We start from the raw sequence: 21045 nt of genomic DNA, 5'->3' as shown, positions 1-21045 counted from the left end.
CTAAATTCACCTCCGACGGCCGCCCGGCGGCACACCTGCGGTGGACGAACGAGAACAAGGAGAGCAGGATGCATCCGAAGCCTCGGTGGATCAGACAGTTCCACCAACCGCACCATCCGGACGCGGGACCGCTGTTGATCTTTCCGCATGCGGGCGCGGGCGCTTCGACATATCGAGCCTTCTCCAAGGCACTCAGTTCGACTTACGACGTCATCGTGTTCCAGTACCCGGGCCGCCAGGACCGCGCCATGGAACCCGCACCGGACAACCTCCCCGAATTCGCCGCCGGCGCATTTGCCGAATTCCGCGAATCACCGCATTACAGCGGTGCTCCCGTCACGGTATTCGGACACAGCATGGGCGCGATCGTCGCGTTCGAATTCGTCCGGCTGGCGGAGGCCGCGAACGTCCCGGTGCGCAAGTTGAACGTGTCCGGTGCGGTGGCACCGTTCCAGACGGCCGCCAAACCCGCGCCGCCGGAGGAAGACGAGGCCCTGCTGGATCACCTCGGCACGCTGGAGGGCACGAACAGCGCGGTGATGGCCAACCGCGAACTCATGCGCGCGGCACTGCCCGTCGTCAAGCGGGATCACGCCGCGTGGGCCGCGTACTCCTGCACCGACGACATCAAGATCGGCGCGCCGATCCTCGTCACCGGTGGCGACCAGGACCCGATCGTATCGATGTCGGACCTGCACGGCTGGCGCAAACACAGCGCCGACGTCGAGGTGGTTGTATTCGAGGGCGGGCATTTCTATCTGAACAATTCGGTCGACGCGATCGCCGAATTAGTTTCTCCCAGAACGTAATCCACGCTCGACACCAGAGGATCAGCAGTGAGTTCGACAGCCGCGACAGACGGCGACCACATAGTCATTTCCGGAATGGCGGTGGAGGCGCCCGGCGGCGTAGACACCCCCGCGGCCTATTGGTCGGCGCTGAGCCAGGGGCAGGAATTGGTGGGGCCATTCCCGAGGGATCGGGGATGGCCCATCGACGAAGTACTCTCCCTCGGCACCCGGGACGGCTGGGGAAATGTTGCCGATTCCGGCGGATTTCTCTCCGGCGCGGCGGAATTCGATCCCGCCTTCTTCGGGATCAGCCGGCGCGAGGCCCTCGCGACGGATCCCCAGCAGCGGGTGGGCATGCGGGTGGCCTGGCGTGCGCTGGAGAATGCGGGCATCAACCCTGGCATGCTCGCGGGCGAGGAAGCCGGGTGCTATCTCGGATGCTCGCCGATGGAGTACGGACCGCGGCTGGCAGAAGTAAACGAGCACAACGGACTTCGCACCACGGGACAGGCTGTGCTCGGGGGCGCCGGCCGGATCTCGCACCTGCTCGGACTGAACGGCCCGTCCATGTGTATCGACTCCGCCTGTGCGTCTTCGCTTTCCGCCGTCCATCTGGCCGCGTCGGCGGTTCGCAACGGCGAGTGCGACTGGGCACTCGCCGGCGCCGTCAGCGTCATGGGCTCGCCGTTTGCCTTCTACGAGTTCGCCAAGCACAACGCGCTGTCCGCCGACGGCCACCTGCGGGCCTACGCCGACGACGCCAGCGGCACCCTGTGGGGCGAGGGCGCAGGCATGGTCGTGATCGAACGCGAATCCCGCGCCCGCGCCCTCGGCCATCCCGTGCACGGTCGCCTCCTGGCGACCTATACCAATCACAACGGCAGCGGCCGCCCGATCCTCGTCCCCCGCCAACACGCGCAGGAGCGGATGATCCGCAGAACCATCGAGATATCCGGAATCGATGCGGCCGATGTCGGCATGATCGAAGGCCACGGCACCGCGACCCGCGCCGGCGATCCGGCGGAACTGCGTGCGCTGCAGCGGACCTACGGTCTCGGCGGCTCCCGGGCCCTGATCGGTTCGGTGAAATCCAATGTGGGGCACGCCCAGGCCGCCGCCGGCATGCTCGGTCTGGCCAAGCTGCTGCTGGCGGGCGACCACGGCCTGATCCCGCCGTCGCTGTTCGCGGACAACCCCACCACCGCGATCGACTGGGACGCCACGCGACTTCGACCCGCCACCGAGCTGACACCTTGGGAACCCAGGGACGGCCTCCGCTTCGGCGCCGTGTCGTCCTTCGGCGCCGGGGGATCCAATGCGCACGCCATCATCGCGATGCCGGTCCACGAGGAGAAGGCCAATTTCTGACTACGCACTGCCGAACGGGATCATCCCCGTGCTCCTGTCGGCAGACACCCCCGACCTGCTGCGCGAGGAGGCCGCCGCCCTCCTCGCCTTTGCCGTGGACCATCCCGATGTGCCGCCGCAGCGCATCGCGGAGATGATCTTTCGCACGCGGATGTCGCGCCGACACCGAGCCCTGCTGACGGTGACCGGTACCGAGGAACTGGCCGTCGCGCTGCGGGCCGTCGCACACGGCGACGCCCACCCGGCGGTGACACGCACCGACGGACCCGCCGCGCCCCGCCGCGTCGGCTTCGTCTTCCCGGGACAGGGCGGCCAGCGGCCCGGTATGGGCCGGCTCTACTACGAAGCGGTGCCCGCGTTCCGCGAGGAGGTCGACCGCTGCGACGGCCTGTTCACCGAGTTCTTCGGCGCATCGCCGCTGAAATACCTGCTGGACGAGACGGTCCCGGCCGACGACGACGCGCATGTCGTGCAGCCGGCCTTGTTCACGCAGATGGTCGGCCTCGCCGCCGCGTGGCGGTCGTTCGGGGTGTCGCCGGCCGCCGTGGCCGGGCACAGCCAGGGCGAGCTGGCCGCGGCATACGTGTCGGGCCGGATGACCCTGTCGGACGCGGTGTTCGTGGTCGGAACGCGGGCGCGGGCCGTGGACAAGATCTCCTCCGACGACTACGCCATGGCGGTGGCCGCGGCCGACCGCGACGCCTGTGAGGACCTCCTCGCCCGACACTCCGGATGGGCGCAGGTCTCGGTCGTCAATTCCCCGAATATGGTCGGAATCTCAGGCGAGCGTAATACCGTTGAGGCCCTGGTGGATTCGTTCACCGAGCGAGGCATTTTCGCCCGTGTGATCCGGGTCCGGTACCCGGCGCACACGGGCATGGTGAACACCTTCCGTGACGACATCCGCGATGCGGTGCGGGACGGTCTGGACAACCGGTACTTCCTCGACGGTCCCATCCCCTGTGTCGGCGCCACGCTCGGCGGCGAGATCACCACGGACCTGCCGCTCGACGAGTACTGGTTCTGGAACCTGCGCAATCCAGTCCGTTTCGACAAGGCTGTGGCGGCGCTGTCGGACCTGGGCATCGACACACTCATCGAGATCGCCGAGCATCCCACCCTGCAACTGGCGCTCCAGGAGAACCTGAGCGCCATCGGAAACCCTGGCCGCGTCCTCGGCACGTCCACCCGAACCGCCACGGATCTGGGCGAATTCACGCACAACCTGGTGGCGCACGCCGTCAACGACCTGGACTATCCATGGCAGCGACTGCGTGATCCCGACGGTCCGGTGACCCTCCCGCTGCGCGACTTCCCGAATGTGCGGATGAACAATTCGCCGCTGTGGCTGCCCTACGATCAGTCGCCCCGGAGGTCCACCGACGCGCCCGGGGACACGTCTGTCGGGGTCGCGGCGACCGCGCCGGTGCCGACCCAGCTCATTGTCGAGGGCTGGGACCGGTTGCCGCGGCGCTCGCTGACCTCCCCACGCGCACTCGGCATCATCGATCACACCGGTGCGGCCGCGGCACTGGCGACGGCGCTGTGCGCCGAAGCCGAGAGTCACGGCGCCACAGCGCGTTTGGTCGATACCGACAGCGAACTCGGCGCGGTCGATACGCTCGTGGTCCTGCTGCCCCGACGGCCCGAGACGACAGGCGATGGGGCCGTGGCCGAGATCGCTGAGTTCTTCGGCGAACGCCGGTGGTGGCCGGGACCGGCCGCGGGTGTGCGGTCGTGCTGGCTCGTGACCGTGGGTGGCGAATCGGTCACCGCCGACGACGTCGCGCCGGATCCGGTGCACGCCGCCATTGCCGCGGGATTCCGCTGCGCCGGCACGGAGTATCTCGACATCGGATTCAATCACCTGGATCTCGAACCCGATACGGCCGACGCCTCCGCGATCATGCTGGCGCTGCACACATCCGGAGAATCCGAACTCGCCTTGCGCGGCGGCACCCTGTACGCGAAACGGCTGGGCGAGGCCGACGACACGGTACGCGGCCGCGAACGGCCGACCCCGCACCACGTCGTGATCATCGGCGGCACGGGCAGTCTCGGACTGGAGATCTGTGGGCATTTCGCCGACCAGGGCACCACTCGGATCACCCTCGTGAGCCGATCCGGCGAGACCCCGGAAATCACCGAGCGGCTGCGCCCGATCCGTGCCTCCGGTCGAGCCGATATCCGAACCCTCGCCTGCGACGTGGCGGACGACGCCGCGGTCGCGCGACTGGCGCACGAAAACCGGGATACCCCCGCGGATCTGATCATCCACGCCGCCGTGGACTACGCGAGCGGTTTCGACTCGATGCTGCCGGACATCACGGCCGACCTGGTCCGAGGGATGTTCCGCGGCAAGATCACGGGGATCGCGAATGTCGTGGATCTGCTGCCCCGCACCGACACCTGCCACATTGTGCTGTGTTCATCGCTGGCGGCGAGCATCGGCGGGCCGGGCAGATCCATCTACGCCGCGGCCAACCGCATGCTGGACGCGTACGCGCAGAGCCAGCGAGCGGCGGGACACGACTGTGTCTCGGTGCAGTGGGGTCACTGGGCGGCCTTCCGGTCGCGGTCGGACAACGACACGGCTCAGCTGGCCGCAGCCGGTAACCATCCGATGTCCTCGGCGGATGCCATCGCGTTGGGGCTGAACGGATTACACCGCAACGCCATCGTCGCCGCCTGCGACTGGACGCGAGCGTCCTGGGTCCTCGGCGCCTACGGCTACGGTCCGGTACTGTCCAAGCTCGCCGGATCCCCGACGCCCGCACAACCGGCCGATGTCGTACCCGAACCCGTCGCCCCCTCGAGCGCCGACCCGCGAAACGGCGTAATGTCCGCGCTCGCGGCATTACTCGGCATGGACGCCGAAAATCTGGACACCACCCGGCCCCTGGTGGCGCTCGGACTGGATTCCTTGCAGGCGTTGGAATTCCGGCGCCGCATCGACGCCGAGTTCGGTCATGATCTGCCGCTCGCGGACCTGCTCGGCGGCGCCACCGTCGACGACATCGTTCGTCGAGTCGGCGCCTCATCGCAGCCGCGGCAACCGGCCACAACACCTGCCCGGGCGCCGGCGAACCCGCCTGCTGTCCATCGGGTTCCGACCTCCCCGAAGGCCGCCACGCCACCCCCGACCGAATCGACGGATATCGGCGAACGGGCCCGCAGCACAGCCGAACTCGCGATGCCCGAGGACCTGCGGCCGGAGGTGCTGCGTTCGGCCCGTGCCGACCTGGACCGCTTCGGCATGCGAGCCATGCTCGACACCCTGGATCCGGTCCTGCGCGACGGCCGCTTCCACACCGCCGACGAGATCGCCGCCGGTGTCCGGTTCGCGCCGCGCCACCACTGGCTGCTGCGGCGCTGGCTGAACGAACTGGCCGCCCACAGTTGCCTCGACCGCGATCCGGTCCGTGGCTACCGGCTCGCGCGCCCGGCGCCGGCGCCCGAACGGGCCGACCTGTTCCAGGTGTGCGCCGACCTCGGCTACTCGCGCGAGTTCGCGACGTTCCTGGACAGCTCGATCGCCAAGCTGCCCCAACTCGCCCAGGACACGGTCCGCGTCCAGGAGCTGCTGTTCCCCGGCGGCGACATGCTCACCGCGGAGGCCGCCTACCGGGAAAATCTCATCAGCCGGTACCTGAACCTGGCCGCCCGGGAGGCCGTGGCCGGTATCGCCGCCCGCATCCGACAGGACCGTTCCCCGGTCCGCATCCTCGAATTGGGCGCGGGCATCGGCGGCACGACCGATGACGTCGTCGCCGGTCTGACGGGGCTGCCGATCGACTATCACTTCACCGATCTGTCGACGTTCTTCCTCGAGGCGGCCCGCGACCGTTTCGCCCACCTGCCGTGGATGCGCTACGGCATCGTGGACATGAACGCCGATCTCGCGCGACAGCCGGCGCACGACATCGTGATCGGCGCGAACGTCCTGCACAACGCCCAGCACATCGGCACCATGCTGCGGCAACTGCACGATCTGCTGCGGCCGGGCGGCGCGGTCGTCTTCGTCGAGGCCTGCCATGCCAACTATCCGTTGCTGACTTCGATGAAGTTCCTGATGTCGCCGGCACCCGGGCAACCGCATCCGGGCCGGGACGATATCCGGGCCGGAAACAAGATATTCCTCACCGAGGACGAGTGGTGTGATCAGCTGCGGGCGGCCGGATTCACTCCCCTACTGGTCCTGCCCGACCGTGATCACCCGATGTTCATGCTCGATCAGCGGGTGTTCGCCGCGATTCGCGAGTGATACACCCAGCGCCGTCCGATCGCAAGACCGATATCAAGGAAAGCTGATGAATCCGAACATTCTCGCGCGCGAACTGACCAAGGTCCCCGACGATGTCCGCGACGCCCCGGCCCCGGCGATTCCGGTGTTCGCCGAACCATTCCATCTGCGACCGGTCGACCTCGACAGCGACGATCCGGAGCGGATCGCGGAGTGGATGACCCGACCCCATCTGGTCGAGACCTGGGAGCAGCCGTGGACGGCCGAGCGCCGCCGCGCCAACTGCGCCGCCCAGCTGGCGGGAACCTATTCTCGGCCATGCATTCTCAGCTACGATTTCGCTGCCGACGACGGTTCCGGCACGCGGCGTCGCGATGTTGCCTACATCGAGTTCTACCGTTCCGCGAAGGACGAAGTCGCCCGGCTCTACACCGTCGATCCGTTCGACGTGGGCTTTCATATCGCCACCGCAGATCAGAACCTCGTCGGCCGCGGCATCATGTCCGGATGGATCGGCCTACTGCCCGCCGCCGTCTGGGCCGCGGATCCGCATTGCCGCCGGATAATGGGCGATCCGGACTATCGGAACACGCGTACGCGCAGGGCTCTTGTGAAGAACGGATGGATCGATCTGGGAGAACTCGATGTGCGGCCGGATCGCCGTATAGCTCTGCATGCCCGGCCCCGCACCCCGGGTGATCTTCCGGACATTCGGAACTGAATTGCGGTCGCCCGCAACAACCTACGAACGTCGCCGCCGATCTGCCGGCCAGCCGGAAGTGCTCAGTGGGCCCTCGAGGTACCTCGCATGCGCGCCGTGCCCGAGCGCGGCAACGCCGGGTCTGGCTGCAGAATTCGGTCCGAGAGTTCGCCGAGGCAGCTCAGATTCGGGAAGCCGGCACCCTGCGCCAGGCCCGCGAGGTTCGGCAGGTACAGCTTCGTCTCCAATCCGGAGACCGCCAGGTCGTAGCCGATGGATGCCTCCAGGCGCGCCTGCGTGATCGGGCCGCCGATGGCGAGCTCCACCAGGTCCGCGGCGTCGACGTCGAACAGATCCAGGAACCACAGCGGCTGACCACCGGTCGCGTCCACCACCAGATCGAAGGTGTGTGTCCGGTCCGGGCGGTTCTCGTTGTGCAATGTGAGCGCCACGCCCTCCGCCTGGTCGGTCACCCGGGTGACCCGGCCCTGCAAGTGGTGTACTCGACTGTCGGCCAGCAGGTTTTCCTGCACCCGGACCGAGAACACCCCGCGGTCGGTGCGGCGCACCACATCCCGGCGCTCGTCGATGCTCAGCCCCCGCCACTTCGCGGGATCGCTGTACAGCGAGTTCTCGAAGTAACTCTCACCGCGCGTGTAGATCGTCGCCGCCGGGGAGATCACCGACACGGTCAGCACCTCGTGACGCACCAGCTCGTCCATGGCCGAGGCCGCGGTCTCACCGCCGCCGATCACCGCCGCGCGCGACGACACCGGCAGCTGCCGGCGGCCGACCAGATCCCAGAAGTCCGCGATACTCAGCACTTTCGGGTGGTCGGCCAGCGCCCGTCGGCTGCTCCCCGGCCCGGTGATCATCAACCGTTCCGCCTCGAGCTCGATGGCCGGACCGTCCGCGTCCAGCACCGTCACCACCCAACCGCGCGCCGACGCGGAGATCCTGCCGACCGAACCGAGAATAAGCTCCACATCGGCCTTCTCGGCGACCCACTGGAGGTATCGGGCCCAGAGATGATGCTCCGGATTCGGCCGCCCGCGATCGATCCATTCCGCGTAGGCGCCACGGTCCACCAGGAAGGAGGTCCAACTGAAAGACATCATGGCTCGGTCGACCTCGCGGTTGTAGCCGCGGGCCCAGATCGAGTGGTACGGGAAACCCACATCCTTCTCCGGACTCGTGCCGAGCCGATGCTGCCCGCTCGTCCAGCCGCCGCTGGGCAGCCAGTTTCCGCCCACCGCATGCGATTCCACGACGGTCACCCGCGGCGCCGGCAGACCCAGTTCCCGGAGCACGGCCGCCTTCGCCACCACTGCCATCGCCTTCGGGCCGGCGCCGACAACGAGAAGTCTGTCCACCGATTCTCCCTTCATCGCCACTTCAGGCCCATCAATCTTTGCATAGCCTAACCTAATTATCCATTCATCCCCGAGGGCAGGCGTGAGGCGAGACATTCTAGTTTACTTAGGCTAACCTTAACCCCATGGGTAGAGGAGCCAACGGCGTGATGCTGAAGATGTGGCGCGCCGACGACTACAAACTGGATGTGATCTCGACCGAGACGATCACCGAAAACTATGTGCGGATCGGGTTCAACGCCAATGGCTTGCTCGCCAACCATCCCGTTCACCCCACCCAGTTCATCCGGCTGTGGATCCCCGACGCGGACAGCGACACCCTGCATCACCGCGCCTACACCCTGGTGGACCAGGAACCCGAGAACGACCGCTTCCATATCGAGTTCGCGGTGCACTCCGGCCCGGCCAGCCGGTGGGCCGCGCGCACGGCGGTCGGCGACGTCATCGAAGCCTCCGTTCTCGGTTCGAAATTCCAACTGCCGGAGACGGTTCCGAGCGAGTATGTGATCTTCGGGGACACCGCCTCGCTCCCCGCGATCAACTCCCTGCTCGACGCCATCGGCGACACCCCCGCCCGGGTCTGGCTGGAGTGGCAGTACGAATCCGATACGACGCTGCCGGTACGCAACCGGGCGACACACCAGGTCACCTGGCTCCAGCGCATCGACGACGGCCGCCTGCTGCGCGAGCAGGCACACGAGATCACGGTCCCCGCAACCGCATTCGGCTGGGTGGCCTGCGATGGCGCCACCACCCGTTCGATCGTCAAGACCCTCAAGACCGTCCACGGCCTGCCCAAGACAGCTATCAAGTACCAGGCCTACTGGAAGTAAGCCGCCTCGGGCCGCTAGGTCTGCGCCAGTACTTCGTCGTCGCTCATCGCGGCTACCTCGCAGTACATCCGGGCGATCTGCGCGAGCCGGCCTTCCTGCGGCTCCCGCTCCGTGAGCCGTCGCGCGAGCGCCGCGACGGTCCGGGCGGCGAACATATCGGCCACGAGCGCGTAGTCGACGTCCAGCCACTCACGGATCCGCGCGATCGCCGTGGTGGCCAGCACCGAATCGCCACCGGCAGCGAAGAAGTCGTCGTAGATGCCGATCTCGCCGACGTCGAGAACTCCGGCGACGATATCGGCCAGCGCGGCCTCCACATCATCGCGGGGGGCGACGGTCTCGGCGGTGACGGCGTCGGGTGTCAGCAGCGCGGTCACCGCCCGCCGATCCAGTTTGCCGTTGCCGGTCAACGGAATACTGTCCAGGACTTCCAGCCGGGTCGGGATCATGTAGCCGGGCAGGCGGTCCGCGAGGGCCGCGAAGATCTGTTCCGAGGAGATCGACTCGCCCGCGACGGCCGCGACGAGCCTGGGCGCGACGTCACCCACCACCGCCGCCACCGCGTGCCGCACTCCCGGCACGCTCCGCAGCGCCGTCTCCACCTCGCCCAACTCCACGCGGTATCCGCGGATCTGCACCTGGTGGTCGGCGCGGCCGAGGAACTCGATCGTGCCGTCGGGCCAGTAGCGCGCCATATCGCCGGTTCGGTACCAGCGCAGGCCCTCGTACTCGACGAATCGCTGGGCGGTCCGCTCGGGATCGTTGCGATAACCCGCCGCGACATTGTCGCCGCCCACCCAGAATTCACCGGGAACCCAGTCCGGGCAGTCACGTCCGGCGGCGGAGACCACCCGGCACCGCACGTTGCGCAGCGGGACGCCGAACGGCACCGTCGCCCAATGCTCCGGCGGGTCCGACACCTCGCAGATCGTGTTGTGGATCGCGGTCTCGGTGGCGCCGCCCAGCCCGGAGAAACGGCATCCCGGCACCTGGCGGGCGAGACGCCGGGCGAGATCGGCGCCCACCCAGTCGCCTCCGAGCGTCACCGCGCGCAGCGAATCGCCCAGCTCGCCGCCGCCGAGCTCCAAGATCATGTCGAGCATCGCGGGCACGCAATTCAATACGGTCACCCGGTGCCGCCGCAGCAGGTCCACCCACGTGCCAGCTTCGGCCCGCTGTGCCGCCTCGACCGCGACCACCGAACCGCCGACCGAGAACATGCCGAACATGTCGTAGACCGAGGCATCGAATTCGAGTGCGGACAGGCCGAGAACCCGGTCGGCCGGTCCGATGCCGAACCACTCGTTGACCGCGTCGATCGTATTCATGGCAGCGCTGTGCGGCACGTCCACCCCCTTCGGGACACCGGTCGAGCCCGAGGTGAAGATGACATAGGCGATGCTGTCGGCCTCCGGCACGACCGGCCGCGCCAGCGGTTTCGAGAAACACCGGGCGGCCTCGATGGAAAGGCGCCTGATCCGCTCGCCGACCGCATCGGTATCCGCGGCGACCAGCGCGGCGACCACATCACCGGTGCGCAGGATCTCGGCCCGGCGCCGGACAGGCTGGTCGAAGCCGATCGGCACGTAGCATCCGCCGGCCGCCAGCACGCCCAGGACGGCCAGAATCTGATCGGGCCCCTTGGGCAGCTGGACCGCCACCGCGTCACCCGGACGCACGCCGCTGTCGACCAGCGCACCGGCCACCGCCAACGCCTGCCCGGCGAGTTCGCCGTAGCTCCACCCGCCGTCGACGCCCGCACGGGTCCACACCACCGCCGGACTGTCGGGCCGCGTGGCCGCGTGGTCGAAGAAGCCCTCGTGCAGCCGACGCCCGCTGACCGGGCCGTCGGTGTCGTTCACCTGTGCGCGCACCTGCGCCTGCGCCAGCGGCAGTCGCACCGGCGCCTCCGCCTCCCAGCCGGCGTTGCCCTCGCAGAGTCGATTGACCGCATCGGTGTACCGGGTGAACATGGCCTCGATCATCCCGTCGGGGAAGGCCGAGTCCCGCACATCCCAGTTGAGCAGGAGGCCGCGCTTCACCTCGGTGACCTGAGCATCCAGCAGCACCTGCGGTCCCTGCGAGATGATCCACACCGGTTCCCCGAAGGTGTCCAGCGCCGAATCGGCGAACAGCTCACCGAGATTGAGCGCACTGGTGTAGACGATCGGCGCGAGCACCGACTCACCGCGGAACCGGCCCAGATCACGCAGTACCTCGAGCCCGGAGTACGCCGAATGCGCACCGTTCGCATGCATGGCCCGCTGCAACGCCCGGGCGCGATCGGCGACCGTGACATTCTCGGTGACGTCCACGTCCAGCATGATCGACGAGCTGAAATCGCCTACGACCCGGTCGATTCCGGGGTGCACCGGCTCGCGATGGAACAGCGGCACGTTCAGCAGGAAACGGCCGGTCGCGGACCAACCGCCGATGGTCTCGGCGAATACCGAGGCCAATGCCATGGCGGGAGTGATACCACGCTCGTGTGCCGCGGCCAGCAGGCGCTGTTTCGCCTCCGGCGCCAGCCAATGACTGTGGCGGACGGTGCGATTCGGTTCGGCACGGTCGGCGACCGGCACCGTCGGCAGCTCCGGCGGGCCGGGCAGTTCCTCCATCCGTTCCCGCCACCACTGCCGGTCCCGGTCTCGGGCGGCCTCGTCGACGGTGCGCTCGGTGCGATACCGGCGATAGCTGTAGCTCTGTTCGGGGAGGGTGCGTCCGTGGTACAGGTCGGCAAGATCGGCCACCAGGACGCGGTAGCTCATGGCGTCGGCGGCGATCATGTCGAGGTCGACGTGCAGCCGGGCGCGGCCGTCCGCGAGCAGGCTCAGCGCGATGTCGATGACCTGCCCGTCCTCGATCGCGAGGCGCTGGTGGGTCATTCGTTCCCGCAGCCGCTCGAGTTCGGCCTCGGCCGCCGCCAGGGGCCGGTCTCGCAGGTCGTTCAGGGTGAACACCGGTCGGCCGGGTACTGCCAGGGTCTGCTGGGTGCCGTCCGGCAGTATCCGGGTGCGCAGCATCGGATGCGCGGCGACGAGACCGGCGACCGCGTGCTCCAATCGCTCGGGATCGACGTCGCGGCCGTCGAATTCGACGAACAGGTGCGCGGCGACCCCGCCGAGTTCCTGCTCGTCGGAGCGGCCGATCCAGTACGCGTGCTGCATCGGCGCGAGCGGGAACGGATCGGAATCACCGGTGTCGGACGTTTCCGAATCGCCGTGCGCTCGCTCTTGTTCGGCGTCGACGGCTTCCGATGACGTTGTGCCGGTGAGGATCAGGTGCCAGCCCGCCACCGTGGGCTGCGCCACCAGTTCGGCGAAGTTGACCTCGTATCCGCGTTTGCGCCAGCCGCCCGCCAATTTCATGGTCCGGATGGAATCCAGCCCGAGCCCGATGAGATCGATCTCGTCGCCGACATCCGTCACCGGGATTCCGAGCTGCGCGGCGACCGCCGCACGCACCTCGTCCACTCCGATCGATCGGTCCGACTGCTCTGGCTCCGTCACCGCTGTCACTCCTTGGGTACTTCACGGCATTCCCGCCCGAGCAGAATAACCCACCTACAAAGGTGTGCCTAACCTAAGTCACGCGAGAAAGGTCACCCGCACTCGTCAGTCGCCAGCCGCCGGCACGGGAGCGCTCGTTCCAGAAATCCGCGTAACGGCCACCGAGCTCCAGCAGTTCGGCGTGTGTGCCACGCTCGACGATCCGCCCGTCGTCCATGAACAGGATCTGGTCGGCATGCGCGATCGTGGCCAACCGGTGCGCCACCGCGACCACGGTCCTACCCCTGGTCAGCTCGTGGATGCCACGCACCACGACCGCTTCGCTCTGCGGGTCGAGCGCGCTGGTCGCCTCGTCCAGCAGCACGACGGGGGCATTCTTGAGCAAGGCCCGGGCGATCGAGATCCGCTGGCGCTCACCGCCGGACAGCAGCGCCCCGCCCTCCCCGACCATCGTGTCGTAGCCGTCGGGCAACCGCTCGGCGATCTCGTCCACCCGTGCCGCCTCGGCCGCCCGGCGCACCTCCTCGTCCGTCGCGTCCGGACGGCCCACCCGAATGTTCTCGAACACCGACCGGTCGAACAGATACACGTTCTGGAACACCGGTGATATCCCGCTCAGCAATGCCTGCGAGGCCTGCTCGCGCACATCCTGACCGCCGATCCGGATCGATCCAGAATCTACGTCGTAGAACCTCGCCGCCAACCGCAGCACGGTGGTCTTACCGGACCCGCTGCGTCCTACGATCGCCGTCGTAGTACCGACGGGCACAGTGAAATTCACTCCCGACAGCACCCGCTCGCCGGGCCGGTAACCGAATTCGACATTCTCGAACACGATCTCGGACCCCGTCGCGTACGCCGCGGAATTCGCCTCCGGCAGCACCTTCTCGTCCAGGAGTTCCGTGGCCCGGTCGACGGCGGCGCCGGCCGCCCGCAGCGCGTTGGTCAGCTGTGCCGCCTGATTCACCGGTTCGATAAAGCGCGAACTCACCACGATCAGCGCGATCGCGGCGGCGGCCGAAATGGCGCCTCCGGTCACCCGGCTGATCACGATGTAGGCGAGGGTCAGAAACACCGCCTGGACGACCAGGGAGAACGAGACCCCACCGAAAACCGCCGAGAACACCGTGCGGCGAGCCGCCCGCTGCTGCCCCCGCAATGCGGCGTCTAGGGCGCGGTTTCCGGCGCCGACCGCCCCGAAGGCCCGCAGCACCGGCTGCGCCTGCGCGAATTCCACCACTCGGGAATCCGCTTCGGCGGCGGCCTCGTGCATGCTCCGGTCCGATCTTTGATAGGACCGATCGGCGAGGCGATTGACCGCGAAGAGAATCGGCGCCGCGATCAGCATGGTCAGCGAGATTCGCCAGTCGACGAGCACCATGCCCACCGTCACACCGACCGGTACGACGATGCCCGCCACCACCTTCGCCGTGAGGTAGGCCACCGCACCCTGAATCTCGCGCACATTCTCCACCATGAGCCGGGAAAGCGCTGCGCCGCCGCGGTTCTCGAACCAGCCGAGCGGAAGGGTGTTGAGGTGATCGCCGAGGCGGGTCTGCAATCCCCCCGATACCGGCACGGCGATACGTAGTCCGAGCGTGGCCTGCAGGAAGGCGAATACACCCATGGTCGCGACGGCCACCAACATCGCCACCGCCCACAGCCACGCTCGCCCCAGGTCGTCCTCGAACAGCGATTCCAGAACCGGGACCAGCAATAGATAGGCCGCGGCCTGGGCCAGCGCCTGCGCGACGGTCGCGGCGAACAGGAGCGGAGTGAGACGGGCGTGCTCGCCCGGGACGAGGCCGAACAGCTTGCGAATCATCGAGTCTCCTCCGCGTAGACCGTGGCCACCGTGCTCAGTGCCGCCTCGTTGATCTCCCACAGCCGCTGGTACGTGCCGCCCGCCTCGCGCAGTTCCTCGTGGGTGCCCTGTTCGACCAGTCGGCCATTGTCCAACACCAGAATTCGATCGACGCCGGTAATGGTGTGCAGGCGATGCGCGATCACCAGCACCGTGCGGTTGGCCACCAGGACGGCCAGCGCATCCTGCACCGCGGCCTCGGATTCCGGATCGGCGAAGGCCGTCGCCTCGTCCAGTACCAGCACCGGGGTATCGGCCAGCAGCGCGCGGGCGATGGACAGGCGCTGTGCTTCCCCGCCCGACAGCACGGCGTCGTCCCCGATCTCGGAGTCGTAGCCGCGCGGCAACGCCATGATGCGGTCGTGAATCCGCACGGCGCGTGCCGCCCGCTCGACCTCGGCCGCGTCGGCGTCCGGGCGGGCCAGCAGCAGGTTCTCGCGGATGGTGCCGCGAAGGAGCCGCACGTCCTGGAACACGAAACCGACAGTGCGGTACAGCTCGTCGCTCGGGTAGTCGCGAATGTCGCGGCCGCCGAGGGTGATTCGGCCGCTGTTCACGTCGTAGAAGCGGGGCAGCAGCTTGGCGAGCGTCGACTTGCCGGAACCGCTCGGCCCGACCAGTGCGGTGATGGTCCCCGGCTCGAGGGCCAGGGTGATGTCGCGCAGTACCTCCCGGTCGTCGCGATATCCGAACGTCACCGACTCGAAGCGGACTCGGCCCGCGGCCTCGGATGCCGAACCGGCGGTGGCGGCCGCCGCCTCGGTCTCCCCGTCGTCCGGGGCGGACGCGGCCAGTTCGGGAGTCCGCTGCAGTTCGTACAGCCGCCGTGCGGCGGCTCCGGCCGCCCGCAGGAACTGACCGCTGTATCCGAGCCCGAGCAGCGAACTGCCCAGGCCCAGCCCAACCAGCAGGAACGGCACCACATCGAGGGCCGCGATCCATCCGAGCCCCACACCGGACAGTCCGGCGATTACCACGACCAGCATGATGAAAACCGGCATGACGATGACCTCGGACACCGCCTGCATGCGAATCAGCGGCCGCTTCCAGGTCGTCAGGCTCCGGGTCTGGGTGTCCACGGCGCGCTGGAACTCATCGTGTGCCCGCCCTGCCTGGCCGAACATGCGAACCACCTGAATGCCGTCGACGAACTCGACGGTCGCCTCGCCCACCCGCTGCTCGGCGCGGGTGTACAGCGACATCCGGTCGCGGTGCTCGATGGACATCATCCTGCCCAGGACGATTCCGTAGGCGACGAGCGGCAACAGCAGCACCAGCGCGAGCCGCCAGTCGACGGTGCACAGATACACCAGCGTGGCCAGCGGGACCGTCACGGCGCCGATGAAGTCGAGCCGACCGTGCGCCACCAGATAGTGCAGCGCGTCCACATCGTCGCGCAGGTACGTCTTCACCTCGCTGGAGCTGCGTTCGCCGAACCAGCCCAGCGGTACCCGGGTCAGTTTCTCGGCGAGCGCCCGGCGCACTGTCAGCTGGTAACCGGCGTCGGTGAGATGCGACCACGTCATGGCCGCGGCTTGCAGGAATCCCTGCACCACGAGCACGCCGATCGCGATTCCCAACAGCCGCCAGACGCGGTCGGTGTCGACCGGACCGTCGAGCAGTTCCCGGCAGATCTCGACAATGAGCACATATGGCACGACGGCACATATCGAGGCGACAGCCACGACGAGGCTCGCGAGATCGAGGGTGGTCCGAACCGGAGCCAGGATTGCCCGGCGCCCCTCGGCCTCCTCCTGCTTCCGCCGCTTCGCGATCGCGCGCGGCGGCTTGTTCCTGGTATCGACCTCGGGCAGCGGCTTGGCCTCCACCGTCATATGTCCTCGCTAACTCGGGTTCTCGACGGCCGGATCCGTCTCCTACGCTGCCGTTCCGGCCGATCTTCGTATACAACCAGCGCGGTCACACCCGCGGTTCGGTCTCGATGACCAGCCGACCCGCCGCGGTCCAGCACGCGCGCGCACCGGGCGGGAACAGTCGACCCGCGGAGCCGTCGCCGGGCTCCGGACCGACGACGAGCCGACTCGAAAAGCCGTAGGCGCCATCGTCTTCCGCCAGTGAGACACCGCCGACGTACAGGTCGCCGGTGACACCCGGTGGCACCGGCTGCCGATCCTCGTCCAGCACGAGGACGCGAGCGCCGGGAATCGGCCGCAGGTGCCCGGCCCCGTCGAGCGGACCGCGAGCGACGGCGCCGGCGTACTCCGGCAACCCGTAGGCGAAGCTTGTGAGCGCACCGGGCGACAGCTCCCGCAGCCGCTCGGAAAGCCCCGCCGGGCAGGCGGTTCCGATGACATCCCACCGCCGCACCGAGGGCAAGCCGGCCGTCTCGTCCAACCGCCGCAGGATCGCCGGCGAGGCGACGACATGGGTCACCGACCGTTCGGCGATCAGCTCGCCCAGGGCGACCGGATCGTTACGCTGCGCCGTGGTCGGCACCACGAGCGCCGCCCCGTCGGCGAGGGCGGCCAGCAGCTCGATCAGCGTGTACGCGTCGTCCGGCCGTGCGACCACCAGTCGTACGTCGGCGGCGCCGAGCGCGGGATCGGCCGAATGCCACCGGCGTTCGGCCGCGACGGCGCGCCGATCGGCCACCGCCGCGGCCAGGGCACCAACACCGAACAGCACACTGCCGCCATCGGCACGCCGTACGCGAATCGACTCGTCGCCACGCACACCGAGGGCGGCGAGCATGTACACGCACCGATCGATGGAATCCGGTACGTCCGTTCGCCTCGTCGGGTCGAGCCGATCGATGCGCGTGAACAGCTCGCCGTAGTCGAGGTGCTCCGCCCCGCACCACACCGCGGGCCGGATGATCGGAACCGACTGTCCACGCCGGAGCAGCCCGGATACGGTGACCACATCCGACGGCTCCACACCGGTCGCCCACTCGTCGAGCACCCGCCGTCGCACGTGCTCCGGTAGGCCGGATTCGATTCCGGCAGTGGCAATCTCGGACATCACACTCGGCATCAGCCCGCCTCCGGCAGGTCGGTGAGGCGGCCGCCGCGGACGAAGAAGCCGGCGGCGTCGTGTTCGACGCCGCCCGCCGTGCGGACACGGGTGATCAGCAGGCCGCGGTTGCGCCCACGGTGTGCGTCCGGACCGCAGGCCACGACCCCACCGCCCTCCATCGGCACGACGAGGCCGGGGGTGCCGCCGTACCGCGACTCGGACAACGTCGCGGCCGTTATCTCGACCTTCTCACCTCGATAGTGGGAGAACGCCCGCGGGTACGGCTCCGACAGCGCTCGTACGAAACGCTCGAGATCGATTGCGTCCCAACGCCAGTCGATGCGGCTGTCGCGCTCGGAACGCTCGTGGAAATACGTGCGCTCGCACGCCTTCTGCGGCTTCCATTCCGCGGTGCCGGATTCGACGGCAATCAAGGCCTCGCGCAGCGCGCCCGGAATGAGCTCCAGACCCTCCAGCACGAGTTCGGCGCCGGTGGCGTCCGGGGCGATCGGCAGGGAGCGCTGCACCAGGATGTCGCCGCCGTCCAGGCTGTCGTCCATCCGGTACACGGTCAGTCCGGACTCGGATTCGCCGCTGATCAGCGCCCACAGCGCCGACGAGCGGCCCGCGAACTTGGGTAGCAGCGAATCGTGCAGCCTCAGCGTGCCGTACGTGGGCAGCGTGCACAGCTCGGGCGGCATCCGGGTGTACCAACCGTTCACGACGGTGATGTCCGGCTCGGCCCGCTTCACCAGATCGACGGTCTCGGTGTCGGCCGACTCGGTCAGATGCACCGGAATGCCGTGCTCGCGGGCGAGTTCCTCCACCGAATCGGACCATATGCCCTTGTCGGAGTGCTCGCTCGGGGGGTGGGTGACCGCGAGCACCACCTCGTGCTCGGAATCGATCAAAGCCTGCAGCGTTCTGCGGCCCCAGGTCTGAAAGCCGAACGACACGATACGCATGAACCGAACCCCATCCTCCAATAACTAAGGCTAGCCTAGCCTACTGGCACTCCGGTTTCGCAAGCCCCGGCCGATCGCCCCGCGCGAGACGACTCCCGGATCCGGAGCCCGTGCGGCCGCCGGGCGAATTTTCCACGGGCACCGATGATTTCCCCCGGTAGCCGCCGTCAAGACCTGTGAACCCAGCGAGGAACCGCGGCCTCGGGGATTGTCAGCACACGGTTTTCACGGAAAGAGCCCGACATGTTCAAGACCACCCTCGCCACCCTCGCTGCCGTCGCCTCCGTCGCGGTCCTCACGGCCTGCGGATCCGATCGCCCGGCCGCGCCCGAACCGGCCACGCCCGGCCGCTACGCCGACGTCGGCGGCCTGCGCATGTACTACGAGATGCACGGTCAGCCGACCGACCAGCCGCCGGTGGTGCTGCTGCACGGCGCCCTGTCCGGTATCGACACCGATTTCGGCGCGCTCATCCCCGAATTGGCGAAACGCCGCCAGGTCATCGCCGTCGAACAACAGTCGCACGGGCACACCGCCGATATCGAGCGGCCACTGCGCACCGTGCACATGGCCGACGACACCGCCGCGCTTTTGCGGCAGATCGGCGTCCAGCACGCGGACTTCCTCGGCTACAGCATGGGTGCCAACGTCGCGCTGGATATCGGTATCCGGCACCCGGAGGCGGTGCGCAAGCTGGTGCTGGTATCTAGCAGCCTCGGGCCGGACGGCCTGCATCCGGGCACACTCGACGGCATTGCCGAACTGCAGCCGGAAATGCTGCACGGCAGCCCGTTCCACGCCGACTATCTCGCCGATGCGCCGCGGCCGGAGGACTTTCCGAAGATGGTGCAGCGAGTGAAGGAGATGGACAGCAATCTGCCGACGGTGCCCGCCGAGCAGGTCCGCACGCTCGGCAAGCCCACACTGAACGTCATCGCCGACTCCGATATCGTCCGACCCGAGCACGCGGTGGAGGTGTTCCGGCTGCTGGGCGGCGGGGTCATGGGCGACACCCCCGCGGGGCAGCCCGATTCGGAGCTGGGCATCATCCCCGGCGCGTCCCACGTCACGGGCGTGCACCGCACCGAACTGCTGGCCCCGATGGTCACCTCGTTCCTGGAGCGGCCGGTGCAGGCCCAGGCCTGACCGGCAGTCGATCCCGGATCCCGCTTCGGCGCGATCCGGGATTTCGCGCGCGTCGGGGAACCTACTCCACTCGCATCCGCATCCGCCCGGACCGCCCGTTAGGGTCGATATCGTGAGGCGCAGGCAGAAGCCGCCACTACCCAAGCGGAACGGATTGGATCCGGCGCGGCTGCGGCTGCCGGAGGAGGGGAACTGGGCGACCATCCGCGACCACCTCGTGGAACGGTTGCCCCGGGTGTCCGCCGCACGGATCGACGAACTGCTGGCGGAGGGCGGCATCGTCGACTTGCAGGGCCCGATCGCGCCGAACGCCCCCTATATTCCCGGCGGCGCCGTGTGGTTCCACCGGGACCTGCCCGTGGAGACCACGGTGCCGTTCGAGATCACGATCGTGCACCGCGACGAGAATCTGCTGGTGGTCGACAAGCCACACTTCCTGTCTACGATCCCGCGCGGGCAGCACATCCTGCAGACCGCGCTGGTGCGGCTGCGGCGCGAGCTGGACCTGCCCGATCTGGTGCCCGCGCATCGGCTCGACCGGGCCACCGCCGGGCTGGTCCTGTTCGTGGTCGATCCCGCCCGCCGCGGCGCGTATCAGACGCTGTTCCACAAGCGGCGGGTGTTCAAGCAGTACGAGGCCATCGCCCGCTACGACCCCGATCTGGCGCTACCGCGCACCGTCACCAGCCGAATCATCAAGGAACGCAACATTCTCCGCGCCTTCGAGGTCGACGGCGAGCCGAATGCCGAAACCCTGGTGGAGCTGCTGGAGCATCGGAGCGGCCTGGGCCGCTACCGCCTGACCCCGCACACCGGACGCACCCATCAGCTACGCCTGCACATGAGCGGCCTCGGCATCCCCTTGCTCGGCGACGACTTCTACCCCGAAATCACCGACCGGACCGTCGACGACTTCACCCGCCCGCTCCAATTACTCGCCACCACACTGGAATTCACCGACCCGATCACCCGCGAGCCCCGCCGCTTCCGCACCACCCGCAGCCTGCGGGCATGGACGGATCCGGACGGCTGGGCTGGCAGCTGAGCCCTGCCGAATTCGGCCGAAATTTACTACCGTGGGTCGGGCCGATCAGGGTGGGGCGCGGCGGCTGTCCGACGCCGCCGGGGCGCTGCACGGCCTCGGCCTCGGCGACGCCGCCGACGTGGCGGCCACCCTGCGCAGACTCGCACCCACGTACGAGCAGCTGGCCACACGGCTGGCCCGACACACGTCGGGCTGATCGGCGCGGTGGTGCGCCCCGGTAGCCAGCGGCTGC

14 protein-coding genes are annotated in these 21045 nt (G+C 68.4%); 8 read left to right on the top strand and 6 right to left on the bottom strand.

What is annotated here, in order from left to right:
* Positions 1–68 precede the first annotated feature (68 nt).
* From ACYVLQ_RS03570 to ACYVLQ_RS03555, 4 genes are read left to right on the top strand one after another with little or no spacing between them, the layout of a single operon-like run.
* Entirely contained in the window at positions 69–809 is a 741-nt protein-coding gene (locus ACYVLQ_RS03570; RefSeq protein ID WP_460695913.1) for a thioesterase II family protein, read from the top strand.
* Between the two features lie 27 nt (positions 810–836).
* Positions 837–2159 carry a beta-ketoacyl [acyl carrier protein] synthase domain-containing protein gene (locus tag ACYVLQ_RS03565; protein WP_460695912.1) on the top strand — a complete coding sequence of 441 codons (1323 nt, stop codon included), beginning with the start codon at positions 837–839 and terminating at the stop codon, positions 2157–2159.
* A 55-nt stretch (positions 2160–2214) separates the two neighbouring features.
* Positions 2215–6423: a nocobactin polyketide synthase NbtC gene (gene nbtC, locus ACYVLQ_RS03560; protein ID WP_460696177.1), complete on the top strand. Its 4209-nt coding sequence runs from the start codon at positions 2215–2217 to the stop codon at positions 6421–6423.
* A 46-nt stretch (positions 6424–6469) separates the two neighbouring features.
* The gene (locus tag ACYVLQ_RS03555; protein ID WP_460695911.1) at positions 6470–7123 is read left to right on the top strand and encodes a GNAT family N-acetyltransferase; all 654 of its coding nucleotides are present in this window, start codon (positions 6470–6472) and stop codon (positions 7121–7123) included.
* Positions 7124–7185: 62 nt separating this feature from the next.
* Here ACYVLQ_RS03555 and ACYVLQ_RS03550 read toward each other — a convergent pair whose 3' ends face one another.
* Positions 7186–8475, bottom strand: coding sequence for a SidA/IucD/PvdA family monooxygenase (locus tag ACYVLQ_RS03550; protein ID WP_460695910.1), 1290 nt, complete (start codon positions 8473–8475; stop codon positions 7186–7188).
* 125 nt (positions 8476–8600) lie between these two features.
* Between ACYVLQ_RS03550 and ACYVLQ_RS03545 the strand changes: the two genes are divergently transcribed.
* The gene (locus ACYVLQ_RS03545) at positions 8601–9308 is read left to right on the top strand and encodes a siderophore-interacting protein (RefSeq protein WP_460695909.1); all 708 of its coding nucleotides are present in this window, start codon (positions 8601–8603) and stop codon (positions 9306–9308) included.
* Between the two features lie 14 nt (positions 9309–9322).
* Here the strand turns inward: ACYVLQ_RS03545 and ACYVLQ_RS03540 are convergent, their stop codons facing one another.
* The 5 genes from ACYVLQ_RS03540 to ACYVLQ_RS03520 all read right to left on the bottom strand — a co-directional run bounded on the left by ACYVLQ_RS03540 (position 9323) and on the right by ACYVLQ_RS03520 (position 18622).
* A complete protein-coding gene (locus ACYVLQ_RS03540; RefSeq protein WP_460695908.1) occupies positions 9323–12817 on the bottom strand; it encodes a non-ribosomal peptide synthetase in 3495 nt (1164 codons plus the stop codon).
* Positions 12818–12890: 73 nt separating this feature from the next.
* Entirely contained in the window at positions 12891–14642 is a 1752-nt protein-coding gene (locus ACYVLQ_RS03535; protein WP_460695907.1) for an ABC transporter ATP-binding protein, read from the bottom strand.
* Positions 14639–16516: an ABC transporter ATP-binding protein gene (locus tag ACYVLQ_RS03530; protein WP_460695906.1), complete on the bottom strand. Its 1878-nt coding sequence runs from the start codon at positions 16514–16516 to the stop codon at positions 14639–14641. Before ACYVLQ_RS03530 ends, ACYVLQ_RS03535 begins: the two co-directional genes overlap by 4 nt.
* 85 nt (positions 16517–16601) lie before the next feature.
* Positions 16602–17675 carry an AMP-binding protein gene (locus ACYVLQ_RS03525; RefSeq protein ID WP_460695905.1) on the bottom strand — a complete coding sequence of 358 codons (1074 nt, stop codon included), beginning with the start codon at positions 17673–17675 and terminating at the stop codon, positions 16602–16604.
* Positions 17675–18622 (bottom strand): methionyl-tRNA formyltransferase, encoded by a 948-nt coding sequence (locus tag ACYVLQ_RS03520; protein WP_460695904.1) that lies wholly within the window; start codon positions 18620–18622, stop codon positions 17675–17677. The genes ACYVLQ_RS03525 and ACYVLQ_RS03520 overlap by 1 nt, the downstream gene beginning before the upstream one ends.
* A 243-nt stretch (positions 18623–18865) precedes the next feature.
* Between ACYVLQ_RS03520 and ACYVLQ_RS03515 the strand changes: the two genes are divergently transcribed.
* From ACYVLQ_RS03515 to ACYVLQ_RS03505, 3 genes are all read left to right on the top strand, one after another.
* Positions 18866–19768 (top strand): alpha/beta fold hydrolase, encoded by a 903-nt coding sequence (locus ACYVLQ_RS03515; protein WP_460695903.1) that lies wholly within the window; start codon positions 18866–18868, stop codon positions 19766–19768.
* Between the two features lie 112 nt (positions 19769–19880).
* Positions 19881–20813 (top strand): RluA family pseudouridine synthase, encoded by a 933-nt coding sequence (locus ACYVLQ_RS03510; protein WP_460695902.1) that lies wholly within the window; start codon positions 19881–19883, stop codon positions 20811–20813.
* Between the two features lie 31 nt (positions 20814–20844).
* On the top strand, positions 20845–21009 hold the full coding sequence (locus ACYVLQ_RS03505; protein ID WP_460695901.1) for a hypothetical protein: 165 nt from the start codon (positions 20845–20847) through the stop codon (positions 21007–21009).
* Positions 21010–21045 lie beyond the last annotated feature (36 nt).

It is taken from the genome of Nocardia thraciensis, assembly GCF_054782435.1.
This window is presented reverse-complemented; position numbering and strand designations above follow the sequence as displayed.